This window comes from Prevotella sp. E9-3 (assembly GCF_022024015.1).
Taxonomy (GTDB): Bacteria; Bacteroidota; Bacteroidia; order Bacteroidales; family Bacteroidaceae; genus Prevotella.
Genome location: NZ_CP091786.1, coordinates 2,155,907 through 2,174,151, shown reverse-complemented (window position 1 = coordinate 2,174,151; position 18,245 = coordinate 2,155,907). Strand labels below are relative to the sequence as shown.

General features: G+C 43.9%; 17 protein-coding genes and 1 pseudogene. 14 read left to right on the top strand and 4 right to left on the bottom strand.

Annotated features, from left to right (window positions below):
- Positions 1 to 472 precede the first annotated feature (472 nt).
- Genes L6475_RS08205 through L6475_RS08190 form a run of 4 tightly spaced genes read right to left on the bottom strand, consistent with a single transcriptional unit; the run spans position 473 to position 4,708 of the window.
- The gene (locus tag L6475_RS08205; RefSeq protein ID WP_237818916.1) at positions 473 to 1,642 is read right to left on the bottom strand and encodes a nucleotidyltransferase family protein; all 1,170 of its coding nucleotides are present in this window, start codon (positions 1,640 to 1,642) and stop codon (positions 473 to 475) included.
- Positions 1,643 to 1,648: 6 nt separating this feature from the next.
- Positions 1,649 to 2,389: a YjbH domain-containing protein gene (locus L6475_RS08200; RefSeq protein ID WP_237818914.1), complete on the bottom strand. Its 741-nt coding sequence runs from the start codon at positions 2,387 to 2,389 to the stop codon at positions 1,649 to 1,651.
- Complete coding sequence (locus L6475_RS08195) at positions 2,386 to 3,348, bottom strand: YjbH domain-containing protein (protein ID WP_237818911.1); 963 nt, start codon at positions 3,346 to 3,348, stop codon at positions 2,386 to 2,388. The genes L6475_RS08200 and L6475_RS08195 overlap by 4 nt, the downstream gene beginning before the upstream one ends.
- Positions 3,338 to 4,708, bottom strand: coding sequence for an exopolysaccharide biosynthesis polyprenyl glycosylphosphotransferase (locus L6475_RS08190; protein WP_237818909.1), 1,371 nt, complete (start codon positions 4,706 to 4,708; stop codon positions 3,338 to 3,340). Before L6475_RS08190 ends, L6475_RS08195 begins: the two co-directional genes overlap by 11 nt.
- Before the next feature lie 195 nt (positions 4,709 to 4,903).
- On the opposite strand from L6475_RS08190, the pseudogene L6475_RS08185 reads away from it, so the two are divergent.
- The 14 genes and pseudogenes from L6475_RS08185 to rimO form a co-directional block, all read left to right on the top strand.
- A pseudogene (locus L6475_RS08185) lies at positions 4,904 to 7,228 on the top strand (GH92 family glycosyl hydrolase); the annotation flags it as partial.
- 36 nt (positions 7,229 to 7,264) lie between these two features.
- Entirely contained in the window at positions 7,265 to 7,984 is a 720-nt protein-coding gene (locus L6475_RS08180; protein WP_237824096.1) for a basic secretory family protein, read from the top strand.
- Positions 7,985 to 8,048: 64 nt separating this feature from the next.
- Positions 8,049 to 9,203, top strand: a complete 1,155-nt coding sequence (locus L6475_RS08175; RefSeq protein WP_237818907.1) for a peptidoglycan-binding protein LysM — start codon at positions 8,049 to 8,051, stop codon at positions 9,201 to 9,203.
- Between the two features lie 4 nt (positions 9,204 to 9,207).
- On the top strand, positions 9,208 to 9,963 hold the full coding sequence (locus tag L6475_RS08170; RefSeq protein ID WP_237818905.1) for a porin family protein: 756 nt from the start codon (positions 9,208 to 9,210) through the stop codon (positions 9,961 to 9,963).
- Positions 9,964 to 9,968: 5 nt separating this feature from the next.
- On the top strand, positions 9,969 to 11,483 hold the full coding sequence (locus tag L6475_RS08165) for a peptide MFS transporter (protein WP_237818903.1): 1,515 nt from the start codon (positions 9,969 to 9,971) through the stop codon (positions 11,481 to 11,483).
- 30 nt (positions 11,484 to 11,513) lie between these two features.
- Positions 11,514 to 12,443: an endonuclease/exonuclease/phosphatase family protein gene (locus L6475_RS08160; protein ID WP_237818901.1), complete on the top strand. Its 930-nt coding sequence runs from the start codon at positions 11,514 to 11,516 to the stop codon at positions 12,441 to 12,443.
- An 83-nt stretch (positions 12,444 to 12,526) separates the two neighbouring features.
- Complete coding sequence (map, locus tag L6475_RS08155) at positions 12,527 to 13,390, top strand: type I methionyl aminopeptidase (protein ID WP_237818899.1); 864 nt, start codon at positions 12,527 to 12,529, stop codon at positions 13,388 to 13,390.
- 4 nt (positions 13,391 to 13,394) lie between these two features.
- Positions 13,395 to 14,423 (top strand): tRNA (adenosine(37)-N6)-threonylcarbamoyltransferase complex transferase subunit TsaD, encoded by a 1,029-nt coding sequence (gene tsaD / locus L6475_RS08150; protein WP_237818897.1) that lies wholly within the window; start codon positions 13,395 to 13,397, stop codon positions 14,421 to 14,423.
- A 121-nt stretch (positions 14,424 to 14,544) separates the two neighbouring features.
- Positions 14,545 to 15,057, top strand: a complete 513-nt coding sequence (locus tag L6475_RS08145; RefSeq protein WP_237818895.1) for a CinA family protein — start codon at positions 14,545 to 14,547, stop codon at positions 15,055 to 15,057.
- A 175-nt stretch (positions 15,058 to 15,232) separates the two neighbouring features.
- Positions 15,233 to 15,496: a 50S ribosomal protein L28 gene (rpmB, locus tag L6475_RS08140; protein ID WP_237818893.1), complete on the top strand. Its 264-nt coding sequence runs from the start codon at positions 15,233 to 15,235 to the stop codon at positions 15,494 to 15,496.
- 4 nt (positions 15,497 to 15,500) lie between these two features.
- Positions 15,501 to 15,692 carry a 50S ribosomal protein L33 gene (gene rpmG / locus L6475_RS08135; RefSeq protein ID WP_237818891.1) on the top strand — a complete coding sequence of 64 codons (192 nt, stop codon included), beginning with the start codon at positions 15,501 to 15,503 and terminating at the stop codon, positions 15,690 to 15,692.
- A gap of 16 nt (positions 15,693 to 15,708) precedes the next feature.
- Positions 15,709 to 15,867, top strand: coding sequence for a DUF4295 domain-containing protein (locus L6475_RS08130; protein ID WP_237807601.1), 159 nt, complete (start codon positions 15,709 to 15,711; stop codon positions 15,865 to 15,867).
- 96 nt (positions 15,868 to 15,963) lie between these two features.
- Positions 15,964 to 16,920: a signal recognition particle-docking protein FtsY gene (ftsY, locus tag L6475_RS08125; RefSeq protein ID WP_237824094.1), complete on the top strand. Its 957-nt coding sequence runs from the start codon at positions 15,964 to 15,966 to the stop codon at positions 16,918 to 16,920.
- A gap of 11 nt (positions 16,921 to 16,931) precedes the next feature.
- A complete protein-coding gene (rimO, locus tag L6475_RS08120; protein WP_237818889.1) occupies positions 16,932 to 18,242 on the top strand; it encodes a 30S ribosomal protein S12 methylthiotransferase RimO in 1,311 nt (436 codons plus the stop codon).
- Positions 18,243 to 18,245 lie beyond the last annotated feature (3 nt).

The window sequence follows — 18,245 nt, the reverse complement described above, 5'->3', positions numbered from 1 at the left end:
TGTAACGTTCTGAAAATCATATGTTTATGATTTTTGTACTCAAAAAGGCCTATCTATTTCCTATAATAGTCCTGAAAAAAGGCTGCAATAGAACTTCTATTATACCATAACTACATTTATCCTGTGTTGCAATTGCCGTTCAGTTTCGATGCAATTGCTATTAGGTTACAGTATAATTACCGTTCAGTTTCGGTATAATTGCCGTTCAGTTTCGGTATAATTGCCGTTCAGTTTCAGTATAATTGCTATTAGGTTTCGGTATAAGATATATTGAGTTGTGGTAAAAAGGGTATTTTGTTGAACCAAAGGTTGTTTTTGGGGTAGCTTCTCCGTTCTAGTTTGCGATTTTTCTTTGTCAAGATTTTCGAAAATCAAATGGTATAAATATGTATTTTCAACGGCTCTTTATAGCAGTATGCTTGCCGTCATCGTTTATTTATTGAGTCCTTTTGATTGTCCTTTGTCTCATTAGTCAAACTATATGAGCACACCGCCAGAAGAAATGATATATACGGAACAATGGTTCGCACAAACATTCGGCAGGAAAGAAACGTACCATCTGAAAGTCGAACTTGAGGCGCTGCAAGTTTTTCTCAAACCAGAATATCCATTTCGAACTACCCTTGAGCTGCTGCAGATGACGACCTTCTTTGCCATATTTCCCGAAATTGCCGCCATTCAGAATCTCACGTGCCATCATACGCCCCAGCAATTCGTTGGGCTGTACGATATAATGGCACTCGTTCATGCCAAGTATATGGCCGAGTACCCACATCACGGCACTCGCAATTTTCTCTAAGCCTAAATAGCGTAAGGTAGAAGCCAAATGTTGCTTGTCTTTGAGCGCTGTTACTACATAGTAGTAGTCAATGATTTGGCGCATACCGATGCCTCGGTTTAGCAGGTGGCTATAGATATGAACTAGTTGGAAAACGGCGTTGAACTCCAGAGTGGGAACAGCAATGGTGCCTGAATTCTCGGGTAAGATCATCTTGTTGGTGAATTGGGCATCGATATGCTCCAAAAACCATTTCTGGAGTCTATGGTTATAAACAGGATTGTTCATGAACGACGGACGGTAATGCACCTCCACGTCGATATGATTGAAAACACCATAGTCTATGTGATGATAGATCACTTTTCCCTTGGGGTTATGCTTTCTTACATATTGAATGGTGTGTCTGACGTTCGGTTTTCCATCCTCTGCCTGTACCATCCACAGATCAATATCGCCTGGGGTCCGACTATATGGGTTAGGATATAACGGGTTGTTGCCCTGTCCTTTCAGAATGCAGCACTTAAAACCATCATCTTCCATCTGTTTGGTAATTTCTGAGATGGAATGGTTGGTCAGTTTGTTTCTCCGTTCAATTTTCAACATCTTGAGCACCCAATCCCTAACGATTTTACGGGGTGGGGCAGAGTCCTCTTGTGGGTATCTGTTCATACCTTCAAACACCACTCCCAGAATGGTATGCTCAAAAGCAAACTGGTACAACAGATACCAGTCACTTTCACTCATGGCAGGAGCCTCGAAGTGTTCAGGATCGATAGAATAGCGAAGAAAGGCGAGAATCCTTGCTCCGCGCTTATCCCTTTGTTGAGAGGGAACTGAAGATGTGTTGGATTTATATTTAGTCATTTTCCATTATCTTAATTCTATTCTTAATGCACCTCCCACCGACGGATAGCGACCTTTGATGAGTGAAGCCTGTAACTGTACATAGCGGAACAACACGCAGTCGGTACCGATGTTCACGCCATTGCCGTCGAATTCGGAAATGATGCGCAACGGACTGTAAATTGCCGGGCGAAAGGTGATACCTCCCACCGCACCGTTCCAGCGGCTGTTGTAAGACTTTGTGAATTTCCGATATGCAAGGTGGGTTCCAATTTCTCCCAAAGAACACTGGAAATGCTTGGATGCTGCCACATAAAAGTTGCGGAAGTAGAAACTCTTGGAGTCGCCGTCGCGCTGTCCCAGCACATCGTTGCCGCCAACAACCAGCGATGGGAGATAACGGCTCTCGCATAGTGGACGAAAGCGCAAGGAGAAATAGCGGTCTTTGGAGTAGAAGCCAATCTCGTCGGAATTCTTGTTCAGATTCTTACGGAATTTCATCAGCGTGAAACTGTAGCCAACCTCTACCCATTTTAAGGGTGTAGCCGAGATGTACCAGTTGGACGAGTTGTATTTCTCGCCTTCAAAGATCATGTGGTTGGGCATCATGTCTTTTGGAAGTGCATGAACACCAAAACGTAGCGTCTCGATAGTATCCATTTCTGCCGACGGAACATGAATCAGTCCGTTCATGCCTGTGTATAGCTGAGCAAAAGAATTGGTGGCGAAGGTGCACAGCAGCAGTAAGAATGCAAATATCTTTTTCATCGGGTACCCTCCTTTCTCAATCCCCAATCTACATCTACTTGATGTTCACGCTCGTTTTCTTCAGGATCAACGGTATAGGTCTGCATAAACTGCCCATCGCTGCGCGAACTGTTCGTAAGCCGGAAATTGGATGCTGGACGAACCTCGAGTTTCTGACTGCTTCGCTTGTAGGGAGGAAGCATCCAGATAATCTTGAAACCGCCGTTCGTACGATATTTCTTGTTGTCAAATTCACTGGCTTTCATATCGCCAAAGCGAACCTGCGCGTATGCCAATAGCGTGACATGACTGAAATGGCGCATCACATCAATCTGAGAACCATAGTCGCCTCCTAAATAGCGGCCGCCGGCAAGCCTGACTTCAATATTCTGGGGGCGCAGATATACATTGGTGCCCAACTGGCCAGTGAATTTGTAGTTACGGCCAAAATCAAAGTCGGAATTTCCATGAAGGTCGGCACCGATCATCCATGAAGCGGTAACGCCAGCCTGGGCATTCAGCATAAGCCAGGAGTTCAGTGGCCAAGCCCACTTTAAATCGCCACCGTATCGGCGATAGCCGAATAGTCCTGCTGTAAGCTTGAAGTGCTGGTTGGCTTCGTTGAAATGCAACTGATGTGATATAGTGGCCATAGATACTCGCCAGTATTGATTTACTTTGTCACGAAAAGTGTAGCCTTCACTAACTACAGGAATCAGCCCCTGAAAGGCTAGCGACCAGTTTCGGCCCGGATGCCATCGGAAACCTGGCGTGGCATTTAACTGAACGTCGTATAACCGTAGCCAGTTGGTGTCGGCATAATCCAGCGTAGCCCCGCAGAACAACTCTACCTGTCCGGCTATGGGCTGCTGCTGTTGAGCTATGGCCTGCTGGAAGCAGCAAATGAATGAAAGAACGCAGAAGATGGATAGAATTTTGCGCATCATACGATGATGGATTATGAGAACCTTAATAGGCATTCTTGTCATGTTTGAAAATTGTTTTTACTGTCATCCATATAATGCGTAAATCGAGCCATATGCTCCAGTTCTGAATGTACCATATGTCGCGGTCAACACGGCCTTCCATCTGCCACAGTTCGCGGGTCTCGCCGCGAAAACCGGTCACCTGTGCCCATCCTGTGATGCCGGGCTTCACAAAGTGGCGCACCATGTATTTTTCTATCAGGCGGTTGTACTGTTCAGTATGGGCCAGCATGTGTGGTCGTGGGCCTACGATGCTCATATCGCCTATAAAAGTGTTCCAGAACTGAGGAAGTTCGTCGATATTGGTCTTTCGCATGAAATCCCCGAACGGGAATTTTCTCGGATCGTCCTTTGTAGCCTGAAGGCGGTCGGCATCGTTATTAACATGCATGGAACGGAATTTGTAGCAATAGAAAGTACGACCGTCAAGTCCGGTACGCTCCTGACGGAAGAATATCGGGCCCGGGCTTTGCCGCTTGATCATGAAGACGATGAAAGGCAGTAACAGACCGGTGGGTATCAGGAATACAATGGATAGCAACACATCGGCTATTCGCTTGATGAGCCTGTTGGCAGGCTCTTCCAACGGACTTGAATAAGTACCCATCACCTCCATATCGTCTATGAGTACAGATTGCAGATTGAGTTTCTCTTTGGCTATAGGAACGTAGTAAAACTTAACCATCCGGTGAAAACACAGGTTGGCTGTACGCTCTATAAGTTCACGGTTCATGCGCGATACACACAAATAGAGTTCATCGCCCAGAACCAAGTCGTCGGGATGATCCAGCATGGAAGCAAACTCGTCGGCCGATGCATAATTACTACTTATCTTATAGCCATACGAAGGGTTGTTGATAATTTTCTCCTGTAAGCGTTGAATCTCCTTGTCAGAACCGACAAAGGAGATTCTGTGAAGATTGAAGCCCTTCTTTCTCATATATTTCAGTATCCAGCGGGCTACAAACCTCAGCAGGATGATGATAAACAGCATGCAGATACCCATGAAGAGCAATTGCCATCCAAGTCGGAAGGTAAAATGAACAGCACGCAGCATCAGGTATGACAATAAGGTCTGTGTGGTGACCAGCATGGTGCTACGACGCAGTATGCTGCCTGCTCCTACCTGTCGTTCATGAATGGTAGAAGAGAAAAAGTATTCTGCTATGCCCATTGAAAACGTGCATAGCAGCCAGAAAATGCGCGTACTGTCGTCATTCCATTTATATGAATGATGAATGTATCTTATCGCCAAAGGAAGCAATGTCCAAAGTACTAAGAAATCGCTTCCAGTAATAATGATTTGGATTAGCTGATTGGTGCAATGATGATTGTTAATTCCCTTAAAACGCATGTTATAAACGTTGTAATTTGCTTTGTGTTCTAATTAAATGTTAACAAAGGTATAAAGAAATGTTTAATAATGCAATGGATAGGGTGAAATTTAAACTAATATTTAACTTCTGTTAATAGAAATACCCCGTTCTTCCATAGTTTCAGAAATAAAATGTACCTTTGCATTTGAAAAATAATTTTAAAAGTAGTAATAATGAGAAGTCTTTTTGCTTGCTGTTTGATGACAGCATTTACGATGACGGGCCTAGCCCAAAGTTATCATGACAAAACAACGTATGTAAATCCAATGATTGGTACCGAGGGAATGGGGCACACCTTTCCTGGTGCTTGCGCACCATTTGGTATTGTGCAACTTTCGCCCGACACCGATACCATTCCCCACAATGTGAACGGCCGCTATCAGGGGCAAGTGTATGATTACTGTGCCGGTTACCAGCACACAGACAATACGATAGTGGGCTTCAGTCACACACACCTGAGCGGAACGGGCCACTCCGATTTGGGAGACATACTACTGATGCCGCAGACGGGTTCGCTACTGTTGAATCCTGGAACAAAACAGAATCCCGATGGGGGCTATCGCCAACGTTTTTCTCACGATACAGAAATAGCGCGTCCAGGCTATTATGAGGTGATACTTGATGATAGTCGCGTTCGTGTGGAACTTACTGCTACCCAGCGTGTTGGTGTTCATCGTTATACCTTTCCTGAAGGTGCTGAACAGCGAATGATAGTTGACTTGGTACACGGCATCTATAACTATGACGGAAAGGTGCTCTGGTCAACACTTAGAGTAGAAAACGATACACTCTTGACCGGCTATCGAATCACGGATGGATGGGCACGCTCTAACTATACCTATTTTGCAATTTCGTTCAGTAAGCCCATACGCAATTATGGCTATCGTGACCGTAAGAAAGAGGCTTACAATGGATTCTGGGGAAAATTTAACCGCTATCAGAATTTTCCCGACATTGCTGGACGTAATGTGGTAGCCTATTTCGAATTTGACAAGCGTGAAGAGCAGTTGGAAGTAAAAGTGGCCCTTTCTGCTGTATCGACAGAAGGTGCAAAGAAGAATCTGGCGGTCGAAGCACAAGGAAAGGATTTTGAAACCATTAAGCGTTTGACAAATGATGCTTGGGAACGCGAACTTTCGGTAATTGACTGTCAGGGAAGTGACGATCAGAAAGTAATGCTCTACACATCGCTCTACCATACCATGATCAATCCTTCTATCTATATGGACGTGGACAGGCAGTATCGGGGCGTTGACGGGAATGTGCATACGGCTGTCGATTTCGACAACTATACTGTATTCTCTATCTGGGATACCTATCGTGCCGAACATCCTCTGCTTGGACTCCTGAAACCTTCACGCAACACAAACATGATTCGTTCGATGATTGCCCATCAGCAGCAGAATATTGTTGGCATGCTTCCCGTGTGGAGCTTGATGGGCAACGAGGGATGGTGCATGACAGGCTATCACGCTGTGAGCGTTTTAGCCGATGCGTTGGCTAAAGAAGGCAGACTGAATGGCGAAGAGGCTTTGAAGACAATGGTGGCTACTGCCAATAATAGCTATTTCCCCAGTATCAGTGACTATCGTCGCTTTGGCTATGCCCTCTACGATAAAGATGCTACGGCAGCCTCAAACACACTTGAATATGCCTATGATGACTGGACGATTTATCGTGCTGCTCAACTTCTTGGTCGTGATGATTTGGCCCTGCAGTTCCGTACACGTGCCGAGAACTATAAGAATGTGTTCGACCCGTCAATAGGGTTCGCTTCGCCCCGTTATCGTAACGGAAAGTTCAAGGCTCAGATGGATCCATATCAGACTTATGGCGAAGGATTTATAGAAGGAAACTCATGGAACTTCTCTTTCCACGTTCCTCACGATGTGCGCGGACTTATTGAGACAATGGGAGGTGAAAAACGCTTCTTGGAGAAATTGGATCAATTATTTGAAATGAACCTGCCCGAGAAGTATTATGCCGATAATGAGGATATCACGTCTGAATGTCTGGTGGGCGGCTATGTGCACGGGAATGAGCCCAGTCATCATGTGCCCTATCTTTATGCATGGACTTCTCAACCCTGGAAAACTCAGAAGTGGCTGCGTACTATTATGAACAAAATGTATCGCAACCATATTCGTGGATTGGGCGGTAATGACGATTGCGGACAAATGTCGGCATGGTATATTTTCTCGGCTATGGGCTTCTATCCCGTATGTCCTGGTTCCGACCAGTATGTATTGGGTGCTCCGTACTTACCCTATATGAAAGTAACACTCGAGAATGGCAATACTATCGAGATTCGTGCACCTAAAGTGAGCGACAAAAACAGATATGTTCAGTCTGTGAAAGTGAACGGACAGGCATATAATAAACTCTATATCACCCACGAGCAATTAGTGAAAGGATGTGTCATAGAATTCAAAATGGGAGCAAAACCCAATTTGAAACGCGGATCAAGCAAGGCTGACAAACCCTATTCGCTGACAGACGAACTTCAGTCGGCAAGTGCATCGATAGCACGCCGTATGAACACTCGCCTTACAGAGGAAGACAAACAGTGGAACCAGCACTTGCTCGATATAAACTTCGTTGACCAGGATCCGAAAACAAAGGGCTCGCAAATCTACCACGCCCTGATTCCCAATCCAGATCCATATATACGAAGTGTGGCTCGAGAGGTGATGAAATGTCTCTATTTCACTCCTGAAGACAGTATGCCAATCTTGAAACGTCTGGACTATATTGTTCGTGATGCCGATGGAATATCCTGGAAGGGTGGTGGTAATGGATTCGTCAATATTACCTATACTACAGGACATGTAGAGAAATCGTTCGCTCAGAACGATACAGCCCGGGTAGATTTTGAAACACGTGGAGTGCTACTCCATGAACTTACTCATGCTTTCCAATTGGAACCTCAAGGTATAGGCCCTTATGGCGGTCCGAATAAGGCTGTTTGGGAAATGGTGGAAGGAACGGCCGATGCCGTACGTGTGGCATGTGGAGGCTTTCATGGCGAACAGGACCGCCCCAAGGGCGGCAGCTACCACGATGGCTATCGGTATATAGGTTATTTCTTCAATTGGGTACGCGAAACAAAAGATCCCGATTTTATACGTAAAATGAATGCTTCATGTAGGGTGGTCATTCCTTGGTCATGGGATGGAGCTCTTGGATATGCCTTAGGAAAAGGCTATACAATCGATGCTTTGTGGAACGAGTACCTGCATGCTGTCGAAAATTGAACGATTTTATTTGGCTTTCAAGAAGAATTTCGTACCTTTGCAGCAAAGTTATAGAAATTCTGACATGAAACAATATTTGAAATACTTCTTATGCTGGTTGTTGTTACTGACCACTCCTTCGTGGAGCCAGGCTCAGGACAACAACCAGTCTGAGTTTCAGAATAGGGCCATTCGAGTGGGCGTGATGCTTCCCTTGCACGATATTAATGGCGACGGAAAACGAATGGTAGAGTATTATCGTGGAGTGCTCATGGCCTGCGATAGTTTAAAGAAGCTGGGTATCGCAACCGATGTGTTTGCTTGGAATCTTGCTGAAAATGGCAGCGTGAAGCAAATACTGAGCGATCCGAATGCTGCAAAACTGGATTTGCTGATAGGACCGCTCTATTCCAAACAGGTGGCTGAATTGTCAAAGTTCGTCGATAGGCATAATATAATGATGGTAATACCATTTTCTATTAATGCTCCTGAAGTGTACTCGAACCGTCATATCTTTCAAGTTTATCAGAATACGAACGAGCTGAACGACAAAACTGTACGCCGCTTTTGTGATTGGTTCAAGGACTATCATCCCATCATCGTTGACTGCGGTGACTCTACCAGTACAAAAGGTCCATTCACTTCGGCCCTTCGCCGTTCGCTCGAACAGCGTGGCATCAGTTACAATATCACTAATCTGAAGAATTCGAGCGATAGGGCTTTCCTGAAGTCGTTTGATGTGACAAAAAAGAATATCGTCGTGCTGAACACGTCACGCTCGCCTGAGTTGCTCGCAACTTTCGGACGTCTGAGCGCTGTGGCTACAGCAAATCCTGATATTCATATCGCAATGTTCGGATATACAGAATGGATGATGTATGCTACTCATCAGGTGGAAAACTTCTATCGTTATAATGTCTATTTGCCCACTCCGTTCTATACCAACATGCTGTCTTCGGCTACCGAACGTTTGATGCAGAAGTATCGGTGGAACTTCCATCAGGACATGATGCCTGCATTGCCCCGTTTTGCACTGACAGGTTTCGATCATGCCTATTTCTTCCTTCGCGGACTCTACAAAAATGGAAAAGCCTTTGATGGGGCCGCAGGACGTTTTGGCTATCCACCTGTTCAAACTCCCCTGAAGTTTGAGCGTGTAGGAAATGGCGGTCTTATGAACAAAGCTTATATGTTTGTTCACTATATGCCTGATCATAAGATAGAAACTGTAAATTACTAATGGAATGAGCAAGAGTAAGATTTTCTTATTCCTTTTCTGTATGTCTGCTTTCCAGGCCTTTGCACAGGTGGGAGAGTACAGAAGTGAGTTTGCAGTTGGTGGAAGTATGGGCTACGTGATGAGTCAGGTAGGTTTTATGCCTGAAGTTCCTCAGGCTCAACATACAGGAATCTCGGCTGGTTTGACTTTTCGATATACCAGTGAGAAGTATTTCAATAGTATCTGTGCCGTAACAGCCGAAGTCAATTATGTTCAGGTAGGCTGGAAACAGGAAATCCTGACTCCGGAAGATGACCCCGTTGTTAATCCTGTTACAGGTCTTAACGAACAATATGAGCGCACGTTAGGCTATCTACAGATACCTGTTCTTGCCCGTCTAGGGTGGGGGCGCGAACGGAAAGGCTTCCAGGCCTTCTTCCAGGTTGGTCCACAGGTGGGTATCTTTCTGACTTCACAATCGGAGAGTAACTATGCTTTAGATACACGTAACATGGCTGCTCGAACCTCAAAAGTGGTCAAGCAAGAAACGATGCCTATTGAACGTAAGTGGGATTATGGAATTACTGGTGGTGCAGGTATAGAATTCTCTGCTCGCAATGTTGGACATTTTCTGCTTGAAGGTAGATACTACTATGGTTTAGGCGATATCTATGGAAACTCAAAGCGTGACTATTTTGGACGATCAAACCTAACCAATATCGTTGTAAAACTAAGTTACCTCTTCGATTTGAAGAAAACAAATAACTCTAAAATTAAATAAATTCTATGTTTGAAGGACAGCCGAAAGGCCTTTATGCGTTGGCTTTAGCCAACACTGGCGAGCGATTTGGTTATTATACCATGCTTGCCGTTTTTGCTCTGTTCCTGAGAGCCAACTACGGTCTCGCACCAGGAACTGCTGGAGTGATCTACAGTTCATTCTTGATGTTTGTGTATTTCTTCCCATTGTTTGGCGGTATGCTGGCCGATAAGTTCGGCTTTGGCAAGATGGTGACAACTGGTATCCTGATTATGTTTGCCGGTTATGTATTACTCTCAGTACCCCTTGGCGGCGATACTTTTGCCCTGGTGGTAATGTTGGGAGCCTTGTTGGCAATTGGTTTTGGTACCGGACTATTCAAGGGTAACCTGCAGGTGATGGTCGGTGACCTCTACAACGAGGCACAGTATGCCGACAAGCGAGACTCAGGCTTCTCAATTTTCTATATGGCTATCAATATCGGTGCTTTGTTTGCACCTACAGCCGCTATCCGAATCATGGAGTGGGCTCAGCAGGAACTGGGCGTAAGCGAGAACGACTCTTATCACTTCGCCTTTGCCGTAGCATGTGCTTCACTCATCCTTTCCATCGCTATCTACTATGCTTTCCGCAGTACATTCCGTCATGTTGAAGGTGGTAGCAAGAAGGGAACAGAGGCAGCAGCTGTCGAAGAACTCTCACCTGCAGAAACGAAAGAGCGTATGACGGCACTGATCTTAGTGTTCGCGGTGGTTATTTTCTTCTGGATGGCTTTCCATCAGAATGGACTCTCATTGACTTATTTCGCAAATGAATTCAATGAGCAGAGTGCAGAGGGTATCAAGGCGATGGCTTTCAATGTGTGGAACCTCGTAGCTGTCATTTTTATGGTCTATGCTTCGTTCTCTATTTTCCAGGGTAAGACTGTTAAGAGCAAAGGCATTGCTGTGGTGGTGGTTCTGGCTGCACTGTGCTTCTTGGGATATAACTATGGTATGCTGGATGGTGAGGTGGTAGAAGTGAAAGCGCCTATTTTCCAACAGTTCAACCCGTTTTATGTGGTTGCGCTGACTCCTGTGTCTTTGGCTCTTTTCGGTTGGCTGGCTGCCAATAATAAAGAACCTAAGGCTCCTCGTAAAATCGCTTATGGTATGATTGTGGCTGCAGTGGCTTTCTGTCTGATGCTCTATGCTTCACTTACCCTTCCTTCTCCTAATGAGCAGGCTGCGTTGGGCGAAGCTGCTCCTCGTGTATCTTCATACTGGTTGATCACCACTTACTTGATTTTGACTTTTGGTGAGTTGCTGCTTTCGCCAATGGGCATCTCGTTCGTGTCGAAGGTTGCTCCTCCTAAGTATAAAGGCATGATGATGGGCGGATGGTTCGTTTCTACAGCAATCGGTAATCAGTTGGTAATGGTCGGCGGTATCCTTTGGGGTGACCTCCCCTTGTGGGCTGTTTGGGGCGTATTCGCAAGCGTTTGTCTGGTGGCAGCCCTCTTCATGTTTGCTATGATGAAGCGACTGGAAAAAGTCTGCTAGTAAGAATGATGCCATATAGATAAGTGAGGGATGTCGGTATTCTCCTTGTTGCTCGTGTCGTTTCTTACATTCGTTGAATTGAATTGCGAAAACTTGTTTGATTGTCGGCACGACTCTTTGAAACAGGATCAGGAGTTTCTTCCTGAAGGTAACAGAAGGTGGACTCCAACACGCTATTGGCGCAAACAAAATAATATTGCTCAGGCAATTCTCTCATGTTCGAGGGAATTGCCTGATTTTGTCGCTTTATGTGAAGTAGAGAACGATACTGCTTTGCATGATTTGACGCGACGTTCTTTGCTCCGTACTTTGGGCTATGAGTATATGATGACAAAATCTGATGATTTGCGAGGTATTGACGTGGCCTTGCTTTATCAGCCAGCCAGTTTCCGTCCTCTGTGCTATGACTATCTGAAAATACCATTAATAAAAGGTATGCGCCCTACGCGCGATATATTATATGTAAAAGGACTGACTCTTGGTTTTGATACCTTGCATATTTTTGTTGTGCATGCACCCAGCCGGCAAGGAGGTGAGAAAGTGTCACGTCCATATCGTATGAATGTGGCACAGGTGATAAGACAGGCCGTTGGTAATCTTAAAGGGGCTCATGTGATTGTGGCTGGCGATTTTAATGATTATGGTGACAGCCCAGCTCTTCAGCTATTGGAAAAACAAGGACTGGAAAATGTTACTAAGTCACTACAAGGTAGGAATGGGGTAGGAGGTACGTATCGATATCAAGGAGAATGGCATTCACTTGACCATATCCTTCTTTCTCCATCGTTAGTGAATACTGTCGATACCGCATATATAAACGATGAATCTTTTCTGCTTGAAGAGGAACCTAGATATGGTGGGGTGCGACCACATCGTTCTTTTTATGGACGGGAATATAGAAAAACGGGGGTAAGTGATCATTTGCCTCTTGTGGTGAGACTACGAGCCAAAAAAGAATAATTATTCTACTATTTCCATCTCGCATTCATATTTTATTTGTAACTTTGCAGCGTTTTAAAAGAATACGTTTTCAAGAATAAAACATGCAACAAAGGAAAAAACGTCGTTGGCATTGCCTGCCTGGTCAGGAGCCTACAGAGATGGATAAGCAGATAATGTATTGGGAGGAAAAGGGAAAACTTGTACCTACTCGTGAACTGATTAAAACTCCTGAACAGATAGAAGGTATTCGTCGGGCTGGCGTAGTGAATACCGGGGTTTTGGATGAAGTAGCCAAACAAATCCATATCGGTATGTCAACATTAGAGATTGACCAGATTTGTCGAAAGTACTGCGAAGAGCACAATGCCATACCAGCTTGTTTGAACTATGAGGGCTTCCCGATGAGTGTGTGTACCAGTATCAACGAAGTGGTGTGTCACGGTATTCCCAAAGAAGAAGATGTGTTGCAGGAAGGCGATATCATCAATGTTGACTTTACCACAATTCTTGATGGCTATTATGCAGATGCATCGCGTATGTTTATCATGGGAAAGACAACTCCAGAGAAAGAACAACTTGTTCGCGTTGCAAAAGAGTGCCTTGAGATAGGTATGGAAGCAGCCAAGCCTTATGGATTTGTAGGCGATATTGGTCATGCTATTGAGAAGCATTGCAAAAAATATGGATATGGTATTGTGCGCGACCTTGCTGGTCATGGGGTGGGACTGAAATTCCATGAGGAACCTGATGTCGATCACTACGGCCATCGCGGAACTGGTATGTTGCTTGTTCCTGGTATGGTGTTTACCATAGAACCAATGATTAATATGGGTACGTGGAAAGTGTTTATAGATGCAGATGATCCTTATGGATGGGAGGTTATTTCGCAAGATGAACTTCCTTCTGCACAATGGGAGCATACGCTGGTAATGACCGAACATGGTGTTGAAGTGCTGACATATTAAGGAAATGCAAGAGAATATATACATACTTGGTATTGAGTCGAGTTGTGATGATACTTCGGCCGCTGTGCTGAAGAATGGTGTTCTGCTTTCGAATGTAACAGCTTCACAGGCTGTACATGAGGCTTATGGCGGAGTGGTACCTGAATTGGCATCGAGAGCACATCAACAAAATGTTGTTCCCGTTGTAGATCAGGCAATAAAACGCGCTGGAATCTCAAAAGAAGATTTGTCGGCTGTCGCATTTACACGAGGACCAGGTCTGATGGGATCTTTGTTGGTCGGCGTAAACTTTGCTAAAGGATTTGCCCGTTCGCTGGGTATTCCCCTGATTGATGTAAACCACTTGCAAGGCCATGTGATGGCTCATTTTATTGATGGTGGTGAAGGCGATTTTAATCCACCACCCTTTCCCTTCCTTTGTCTTCTCGTCTCGGGTGGCAATTCGCAGATTGTATTGGTACGGGCTTATAATGACATGGAAGTACTCGGTCAAACAATTGATGATGCTGCAGGTGAGGCTATTGATAAATGCTCGAAAGTAATGGGGTTAGGCTATCCTGGAGGCCCTATTATTGACCGATTGGCTCGTCAAGGAAATCCAAAAGCCTATTCGTTTGCCGAGCCTCATATACCAGGGCTTGACTATAGCTTCTCTGGCTTGAAAACATCTTTCCTTTATAATCTTCGTAAGTGGGTTGAAGACGATCCTGATTTTGTTGAGCATCATAAGGAAGACTTGGCTGCTTCTTTGGAATGGACAATTGTGGATATTCTTATGAAAAAACTAAAACTGGCTGTTAAACAGACTGGTATCAAACATGTGGCAGTTGCAGGAGGCGTAAGTGCCAATAATGGTCTTCGTAATGCATTTCATGATCATGCTAAGCGTTATGGGTGGACCATATATATTCCAAAGTTCAGCTATACTACAGATAATGCTGCAATGATAGGAATCGTAGGTCATTATAAGTATTTGGATAAGGAGTTCTGTGCGATAGATGCACCGGCATTTTCAAAGGTTACGTTTTCTTAATCCCCTAAGTTAGGGGATGACAGGAGTCTGAACAAGCGCAGACTTCTAAAGTCAAACATATAAATGGTCTGATAAACGCTTGTTCAGACCCCCAACCCCCTAACTCTGGGGGGCATTAAAGATGGATTTTGAAAGCAAAATTATCAGTAGAGAAATTAGTGAACTGCTGTGGGAAAAAGAAAAAACACTGTCAACAGCAGAAAGTTGTACGGGTGGTCGTATAGCTGAGGCTATTATCGCTGTTCCTGGCGCATCAAAATATTTTAAAGGTGGCATTATCTGCTATGTAAACGAAGTGAAAGAGAATCTTCTTGGCGTTTCTCACGATCTTTTGGAGGAGAAAACTGCTGTATGTGAAGATGTAGCCATTGAAATGGTGAAAGGAGCATGTAAAACACTTAATACTGATTATGCTATTGCTGCAACTGGTTTTGCCGGTCCTGGTGGTGGTACAAAAGATATTCCTGTAGGCACAATTTGGCTAGCTTGTGGTAATACCCAGAGGGTAGTAACTCTCAAGGTGGAAGAAGATCATGGGCGTGATATTAATCTGGCTATTGCAACTAATAAAGCCATTCAGTTATTCCGTGACTATCTGAAACAGGAAGATGTAGAGGAAGTGACAGAGGCGTAACTCTTTGTTATTTTTTGAATTAGATAAAAAGAAGAAACAAGATTGAGTAGTTAAAAATAATTAATATACCGATAAAACTCAAATCTTAAATCTTAAAACTCAAAACTTTTTCTTACCTTTGCACCCTGTTTGGAGTAAGTAAGTATTAAAAGACTTAAAAAGAAAGTAGATAGCAATGTCTAAAGTTTGTCAAATCACAGGAAAGAAGGCACAGATTGGTAATAATGTGTCTCACTCAAAGCATCGTACTAAGAGAAGCTTTGACGTAAACCTGTTCAGCAAAAAATTCTACTATGTAGAGGAGGATTGCTGGATTCAGTTGAAGATTAGCGCCGCTGGTCTTCGCATGATTAATAAAGTTGGTCTGGACGCCGCTTTGAAGCAGGCTGTTGCCAAAGGCTTCGTGGATTGGAAAGACATTAAAGTTATAGGAGACTAAGACCATGGCAAGCAAGAAAGCAAAGGGTAACCGAGTCCAGGTTGTTCTGGAGTGCACCGAGATGAAGAATAGTGGACTTCCTGGCACCAGCCGTTATGTTACGACCAAGAATCGTAAGAATACGCCTGAGCGCATGGAGTTGATGAAGTATAATCCTATCCTTAAGAAGATGACTCTTCATAAGGAGATTAAGTAAGAAAGGTAACTAACACATGGCAAAGAAAACCGTTGCTACCCTCCACGAAGGTTCGAAGGATGGTCGCGCTTACTCAAAGGTAATCAAGATGGTTCGCAGTCCTAAAACAGGCGCTTACATCTTTGATGAGCAAATGGTTCCTAATGAGGACGTTAAGGACTTTTTTAAGAACTAAGCTTTAAGAATAGTATTAAATACTTATAAATTGGGACTGCAATCTTTTGGATTGCAGTCTTTTTTTGTTACCTTTGCACATTATAAATATAGCTATATGGGTTTGTTCGGATTATTTAGTAGTAAGAAAAAAGAAACCTTGGATAAAGGGCTTGAGAAGACCAAAACATCGGTTTTCGACAAGATAGCTCGTGCTGTGGCCGGCAAATCTAAGGTGGATGACGATGTGCTTGATAACCTGGAGGAAGTTTTGATAACTTCTGATGTAGGTGTTGATACTACGCTAAAGATTATTCAGCGTATTGAAGAACGAGTAGCGCGCGATAAGTATGTATCAACATCGGAGTTGAATAGCATTTTACGTGATGAAATATCGTCGCTACTGGCTGAAAATCATACAGAAGATAATATTAATTGGGATTTACCATCTGATCACTCCCCCTACGTTATTTTGGTAGTCGGCGTGAATGGAGTGGGAAAGACCACTACAATCGGTAAACTGGCTTACCAATTTAAGCAAGCTGGGAAAAAGGTGTATTTAGGCGCAGCGGATACTTTCCGTGCTGCAGCTGTTGAACAAATATGCATTTGGGGCGAACGTGTAGGCGTTCCTGTTATTAAGCAGCAAATGGGAAGTGATCCTGCCTCAGTGGCTTTTGATACCCTTCAGAGTGCTAAGGCCAATGGGGCTGATGTGGTCATTATAGACACAGCTGGTCGCTTGCATAATAAAGTAGGTTTGATGAATGAGCTGAAAAAAATTAAGGAAGTGATGAAGAAAGTGCTTCCTGAGGCTCCTGACGAAGTAATGTTAGTGCTGGACGGCTCTACCGGTCAAAATGCTTTTGAACAGGCAAAACAGTTTTCGGCTGTTACGCAGATTACATCGTTGGCTATTACAAAACTTGATGGAACAGCTAAAGGTGGAGTGGTCATCGGTATTTCTGATCAACTGAAAGTTCCCGTGAAATATATTGGCTTGGGTGAAGGTATGGAAGATCTTCAGTTGTTTGATAGAAGACAGTTTGTTGATTCTCTGTTTCAAGGAATATAAATCTTTTTAGCATGAATCGGAAAAAAGTGGACATTATTACCATGGGATGTTCAAAGAATCTTGTTGATTCTGAGCAATTGATGGGATTGTTTGAAGCTAATGGATATACTTGTACCCATGATAGTGAAAACCCCGACGGAGAGATTGTGGTAGTAAATACCTGCGGGTTTATTGCTGATGCTAAAGAGGAGAGTATTAACATCATCTTAGAGTTTGCTCAAGCTAAGGAAGAAGGTAGAATAGAAAAGCTCTATGTGATGGGATGTTTGTCAGAACGCTATTTAGCTGATCTGGAAAAGGAAATTCCAGAGGTAGATGGCTGGTATGGTAAGTTTAACTATAAGCAACTCTTGAATGATTTGCAAGAGAATCAAATCTCTGATAATAATCAATACTTACGCCACATTACCACCCCCTCACATTACGCATATTTGAAAATTAGCGAAGGTTGTGACCGTCATTGTGCTTATTGTGCTATTCCTATTATCACAGGTAAGCATCAGAGTCGTCCTATGGATGAGATACTTGATGAAGTCCGTTTTCTCGTAGAAAAAGGCGTGAAGGAATTCCAAGTCATCGCACAAGAACTGACTTACTATGGCGTAGACCTCTATGGCGAGCAACGTATTGCTGAGTTGGTAGAGCGAATGGCCGATATTAAAGGAGTAGAGTGGATTCGCTTGCATTACGCTTATCCTACCCATTTCCCTTGGGATTTGTTACGCGTAATGCGTGAGAAGAAAAATGTGTGTAACTATCTTGATATCGCATTACAGCATATTTCTGATCATATGTTGACTCGTATGCGTCGCAATGTTTCAAAGGCTGAAACAATGGCTCTAATCGAACGTTTGCGTAAGGAAGTTCCAGGAATACATATCCGTACAACTTTGATGGTGGGTTTTCCTGGTGAGACTGAAGATGACTTTCAGCAACTCGTTGATTTCACTAAGTGGGCTCGTTTTGAGCGTATGGGGGCTTTTGCTTATTCGGAAGAAGACGGTACATATTCAGCTAATCATTATGAGGATGATGTGCCTGATGATGTTAAGCAACAGAGATTGGATCGATTGATGCGTGTTCAACAGAATATTAGTGCTGAGTTGGAAGCCGAGAAAGTAGGACAGGTATTGCGCGTTATTATTGATCGGTTAGAAGGCGATTATTTTGTGGGACGCACCGAATATTGTTCTCCTGAAGTGGATCCGGAAGTATTGATTCGTGCCGAGAAGCCACTTGAAATCGGTTCATTCTATAAAGTGAAGATTACTGATTCTGAAGAATTTGATCTATATGGAATAGTTGTAGAAAAGGAAATGTAAAAT

Excerpts from the sequence above, each read along its gene's own strand:
- L6475_RS08165 (WP_237818903.1), top strand. The coding sequence starts at position 9,969 with ATGTTTGAAGGACAGCCGAAAGGCCTTTATGCGTTGGCTTTAGCCAAC.
- L6475_RS08205 (WP_237818916.1), bottom strand. The coding sequence starts at position 1,642 with ATGACTAAATATAAATCCAACACATCTTCAGTTCCCTCTCAACAAAGG.
- L6475_RS08190 (WP_237818909.1), bottom strand. The coding sequence starts at position 4,708 with ATGCGTTTTAAGGGAATTAACAATCATCATTGCACCAATCAGCTAATC.
- L6475_RS08200 (WP_237818914.1), bottom strand. The coding sequence starts at position 2,389 with ATGAAAAAGATATTTGCATTCTTACTGCTGCTGTGCACCTTCGCCACC.
- L6475_RS08180 (WP_237824096.1), top strand. The coding sequence starts at position 7,265 with ATGAACACTCGCCTTACAGAGGAAGACAAACAGTGGAACCAGCACTTG.
- rpmG (WP_237818891.1), top strand. The coding sequence starts at position 15,501 with ATGGCAAGCAAGAAAGCAAAGGGTAACCGAGTCCAGGTTGTTCTGGAG.
- L6475_RS08145 (WP_237818895.1), top strand. The coding sequence starts at position 14,545 with ATGGATTTTGAAAGCAAAATTATCAGTAGAGAAATTAGTGAACTGCTG.
- tsaD (WP_237818897.1), top strand. The coding sequence starts at position 13,395 with ATGCAAGAGAATATATACATACTTGGTATTGAGTCGAGTTGTGATGAT.
- rimO (WP_237818889.1), top strand. The coding sequence starts at position 16,932 with ATGAATCGGAAAAAAGTGGACATTATTACCATGGGATGTTCAAAGAAT.
- L6475_RS08170 (WP_237818905.1), top strand. The coding sequence starts at position 9,208 with ATGAGCAAGAGTAAGATTTTCTTATTCCTTTTCTGTATGTCTGCTTTC.
- map (WP_237818899.1), top strand. The coding sequence starts at position 12,527 with ATGCAACAAAGGAAAAAACGTCGTTGGCATTGCCTGCCTGGTCAGGAG.
- L6475_RS08130 (WP_237807601.1), top strand. The coding sequence starts at position 15,709 with ATGGCAAAGAAAACCGTTGCTACCCTCCACGAAGGTTCGAAGGATGGT.
- rpmB (WP_237818893.1), top strand. The coding sequence starts at position 15,233 with ATGTCTAAAGTTTGTCAAATCACAGGAAAGAAGGCACAGATTGGTAAT.
- L6475_RS08160 (WP_237818901.1), top strand. The coding sequence starts at position 11,514 with ATGTCGGTATTCTCCTTGTTGCTCGTGTCGTTTCTTACATTCGTTGAA.
- L6475_RS08175 (WP_237818907.1), top strand. The coding sequence starts at position 8,049 with ATGAAACAATATTTGAAATACTTCTTATGCTGGTTGTTGTTACTGACC.
- ftsY (WP_237824094.1), top strand. The coding sequence starts at position 15,964 with ATGGGTTTGTTCGGATTATTTAGTAGTAAGAAAAAAGAAACCTTGGAT.
- L6475_RS08195 (WP_237818911.1), bottom strand. The coding sequence starts at position 3,348 with ATGCCTATTAAGGTTCTCATAATCCATCATCGTATGATGCGCAAAATT.